General features: G+C 67.7%; 3 protein-coding genes. 1 reads left to right on the top strand and 2 read right to left on the bottom strand.

Annotation, left to right across the window (positions count from 1 at the left end; genetic code table 11):
- Nucleotides 1-56: 56 nt before the first annotated feature.
- The gene (locus RMO97_RS02980) at nucleotides 57-530 is read right to left on the bottom strand and encodes a hypothetical protein (RefSeq protein ID WP_310539061.1); all 474 of its coding nucleotides are present in this window, start codon (nucleotides 528-530) and stop codon (nucleotides 57-59) included.
- The gene (locus RMO97_RS02975; RefSeq protein ID WP_310539060.1) at nucleotides 527-1,120 is read right to left on the bottom strand and encodes a response regulator; all 594 of its coding nucleotides are present in this window, start codon (nucleotides 1,118-1,120) and stop codon (nucleotides 527-529) included. The genes RMO97_RS02980 and RMO97_RS02975 overlap by 4 nt, the downstream gene beginning before the upstream one ends.
- 205 nt (nucleotides 1,121-1,325) lie before the next feature.
- On the opposite strand from RMO97_RS02975, the gene RMO97_RS02970 reads away from it, so the two are divergent.
- Complete coding sequence (locus RMO97_RS02970) at nucleotides 1,326-2,600, top strand: M20/M25/M40 family metallo-hydrolase (protein WP_310539059.1); 1,275 nt, start codon at nucleotides 1,326-1,328, stop codon at nucleotides 2,598-2,600.
- Nucleotides 2,601-2,722 lie beyond the last annotated feature (122 nt).

Here is a 2,722-nt window from a genome sequence, read left to right as displayed (position 1 = left end):
ACTCTGGAAGAGGCGCCCCGCGACGCCGTGATGTCGCGCGAACTGCGCCGGTCGCTCTAGGGGGCGGTCGGCTCGGCCTTGCCGTCGCGGTCGTAGCGGTCGACCACCTGGGCCAGCCCGGCCAGGATGGCCTTGCGCGTGGCCTCGTCGGCCTCGGTGCGATGGAGCAGGCGCAGGGACGCCAGATGCACCTTCACCCCCCGGTCGTCGCGCCGGCCCGCCTCGCTCGCGCGGTCCAGCAGTTCGCACAGGGAGCGGGCCGCGGTCGCCAGACTGTCGTCGGCGAAGGCGCCGCAGAAGGCGATCAGTCGGGCCGACTGGTCGTACATCACCTCGACGTCAAAGCCGGAGGTGGCCGCCATCGCGTCCATCGCCGCCAGCGCCGCGTCGATCTCCGACAGGCAGGACTCCCGCGACTCCTCCATCGCCGCGGCGCCGCGCTTCAGCGCCTCCGGCACGTAGAGGCCACCGGGCGCCTTGATCAGCTTGGCCAGCCGGGGGGTGACGTGGAACTTCCTGACGACGCTCACAGGGCGACTTTCTGGGGGGCGATCATGTTGTTGAGTTCGTCCTGGGTCATGTTGTCGCCGGCCAAGGAGGCCACTTCGGCGGGCTGGTCGTCACGGCGTCGGCCGTCGGGGAATTCCGCGGGCACCCCCGCCTGCTTGAACCGCCGATCGGGGCCGATATAGGTGTCGGTCTCGATGAACATCCGCCGGCCCTGAGACACCCACAGGATTCGCTCGAGGATCACCTTGGGCGTAATCGGCTTGGTGATGATGAAGTTGGCGCCGCAATCGCGGGCGCGCATCACCTGGCTCTTGCGCGAGTGGGCGGTGACGACGATGGCCGGCACCAGCCGCCGTTCCTCGTCGTTCTGATGCCGCACCCAGTGGACGAAATCATAGCCGTCCATCACCGGCATCTGGCCGTCGGTCATGATCAGGTCGATCCGCCGCGCCTTGACGATTTCCATCGCCTCCATCGCCGAGGCGGCGCGCGCGATGTCCCGCATGCCGAAACTGGCCAGCACACTGGCCAGCAGATCCAGCGCCTGGGCGTTGTCATCGACGATCAGGCCGCTGACGCTCTCCAGGTTGATGCGGGTGGTGCTCTGCATGGCCTCATAAGAAGATGCGAGGCGTAAACGAGAGCTTTTCAACGCTCTGTTTACCCATTTTGGGTGCACAAAACCTCTGCGGACCTGCGGGTGGCGGTCCAGAAGGCGCTCAGGAGCGGCGCGCTGACAGAACATCGTCATGCGGAATAGCCGCGCATGCCTTGAAGTTAGGGTTAAGACGTCTCGAGCCCATGACGGAGTTTCCATGCGCCTGATCGCGTTCGCACCCTTGCTCGCCGCCTTGAGCCTGGCCACCGATGCGGGGGCCGCCACCGCATCGTCGGCCGCGGACCTGGTCGCCAGTCCCGCCTTCAAGGCCGCGGTCGCCAAGCTCGACGCCGACCATGACCGTACGGTCGCCGACATCGTCACCGAGATCCCCGCCCCGCCCTTCAAGGAGACCGCCCGCGCCCAGGCCTATCTGGCCATGCTCAAGGCTCACGGCCTGCAAGACGCTGAGATGGACGCCGAGGGCAACGTCATGGGCGTCAGGCCTGGGGCCAGGACCAGGGGCAAGGGCCCCTATGTCGTCATCGCCGCGCACCTGGACACCGTCTTTCCCGAGGGGACCGATGTGAAGGTCCGCCGCGAGGGCACGAAATTGATGGCGCCCGGCATCGGTGACGACACCCGCGCCCTGGCTGTGTTGCTGGCCTATCTGCGCGCGATGGAGTCGGCCAGGATCACCACCACCTCCGACCTCCTGTTCGTCGGCAATGTCGGCGAGGAAGGGCCCGGGAACCTGCGCGGCGTCCGCCATCTGTTCAATTCCGGCAAGTACAAGGGGAAGATCAGCGCCTTCTTCTCCATGGACGGAAACGACCCGGCGAACCTGGTCGACCAGGGCGTGGGCTCCAAACGCTACCACGCCGTCTTCCGCGGCCCCGGCGGGCACAGCTACGGGGCCTTTGGCATGGTCAATCCCATGGCCGCCATGTCGAAGGCGGTCACCGACCTTTACGCCATCAAGCCGCCCACGGCGCCCAAGACCACCTATTCGGCCAGCGTCACCGGCGGCGGCACATCGGTGAACGCCATCCCCAACGAGGTGTTCATGGACTTCGACATGCGCTCGGTGAGCGCCGACGAACTGGCCAGCCTGGACGGCAAGCTGCAGGCCATCCTGGCCCAGGCGGTGGAGGCCGAGAACGCCCAACGCTCCACCCGCTTTGGCAAGGTCAGCGTCGAGGCTAAGGTGATCGGCGAGCGTCCGGCCGGTCGCACCGATCCCAAGGCCGCCATCGTCATCGCCACCCACGAGGCCATCGCGGCCCTGGGCTACACGCCAAGCCACAACGCCTCGTCCACCGACGCCAACCTGCCCATGAGCCTGGGAATCCCGGCGGTCACCATCGGCTCCGGCGGCTCGGGCGGCCGGGCGCACGCCCTGGACGAATGGATCGACGTCGAGAAGGGCGCGAGCGTCAAGGGCATGAGCGTCGGACTGGCGGCGCTGCTCACCGTGGCGGGGGTGGAGTAGCTTCCCCTTCCCCCTCGATGGGGGAAGGTTGGATGGGGGGGAGTGCAGAGCGAGGTGGCCAAGTTCGGCCTCAGGCGCCGACGGGCCCCACCAACCCCGGCGCAGCCGTCCCACCCCCAACC

This window comes from Phenylobacterium sp. (assembly GCF_031425575.1).
Classification (GTDB): domain Bacteria; phylum Pseudomonadota; class Alphaproteobacteria; order Caulobacterales; family Caulobacteraceae; genus Phenylobacterium.
The sequence above is the reverse complement of the archived record's forward strand: the minus strand, read 5'-3'. Positions and strand labels throughout refer to the sequence as shown.

Bases quoted from the DNA above. Each gene is read 5' to 3' on its own strand.
- RMO97_RS02975 (WP_310539060.1), bottom strand. From the start codon at position 1,120: ATGCAGAGCACCACCCGCATCAACCTGGAGAGCGTCAGCGGCCTGATC.
- RMO97_RS02970 (WP_310539059.1), top strand. From the start codon at position 1,326: ATGCGCCTGATCGCGTTCGCACCCTTGCTCGCCGCCTTGAGCCTGGCC.